Consider the following 1,139-nt stretch of genomic DNA (forward strand, 5'->3'; position numbering starts at 1 on the left):
GTAAATCCTGTTGTAACAGGAACTCAAACTACCACAATTTGCGCCAACCAATTACCTTATACCTGGAATGGAAACACATACGATGCGGCCGGAACATATAAAGATACACTGACCAGTGCTGCCGGTTGCGACTCCATCGTAACCCTAACCTTAAATGTTAATCCAGTCGTAACCGGATCTCAGACAGCCACCGTTTGCGCTAATCAATTACCATATACCTGGAATGGCAACACTTACAATACCGCAGGAACTTACAAAGACACTTTAACCAGTGCGGCCGGTTGTGATTCTATCGTCACATTGACCCTGAACGTAAATCCAGTCGTAATTGGATCTCAAACAGCCACGGTTTGCGCCAACCAATTACCTTATACCTGGAACGGAAACACTTATAATGCGGCCGGAACATATAAAGACACCCTCACCAATGCCGCAGGTTGCGACTCCATCGTTACATTGACACTGAATGTAAATCCAATCGTAACAGGATCTCAGACAGCCACCGTTTGCGCCAATCAATTGCCATACACCTGGAATGGCAACACTTACAATGCCGCTGGCACTTATAAAGACACTTTATTATCCGCAGTTGGCTGCGACTCTATCGTAACATTGACACTAAACGTAAATCCAGTCGTAACAGGATCTCAAACCGCCACTGTATGTGCCAATCAATTACCATATACCTGGAACGGAAACACTTACAATGCGGCAGGAACTTACAAAGACACCCTGATCAGTACCGCCGGTTGCGATTCTATCGTTACCCTGACCTTGAACGTAAATCCTGTTGTAACAGGAACTCAAACTACCACAATTTGCGCCAACCAATTACCTTATACCTGGAATGGAAACACATACGATGCGGCCGGAACATATAAAGATACACTGACCAGTGCTGCCGGTTGCGACTCCATCGTAACCCTAACCTTAAATGTTAATCCAGTCGTAACCGGATCTCAGACAGCCACCGTTTGCGCTAATCAATTACCATATACCTGGAATGGCAACACTTACAATACCGCAGGAACTTACAAAGACACTTTAACCAGTGCGGCCGGTTGTGATTCTATCGTCACATTGACCCTGAACGTAAATCCAGTCGTAATTGGATCTCAAACAGCCACGGTTTGCGCCAA

At 45.6% G+C, this 1,139-nt stretch carries 1 protein-coding gene; it reads left to right on the forward strand.

Annotated features, from left to right (window positions below):
• Nucleotides 1-1,139, forward strand: a 1,139-nt coding sequence (locus A3860_RS40925) for a hypothetical protein (protein ID WP_216823389.1), incomplete at both ends; no start/stop codon positions are given.

This window comes from Niastella vici (assembly GCF_002077945.1).
GTDB classification, from domain to species: Bacteria; Bacteroidota; Bacteroidia; order Chitinophagales; family Chitinophagaceae; genus Niastella; species Niastella vici.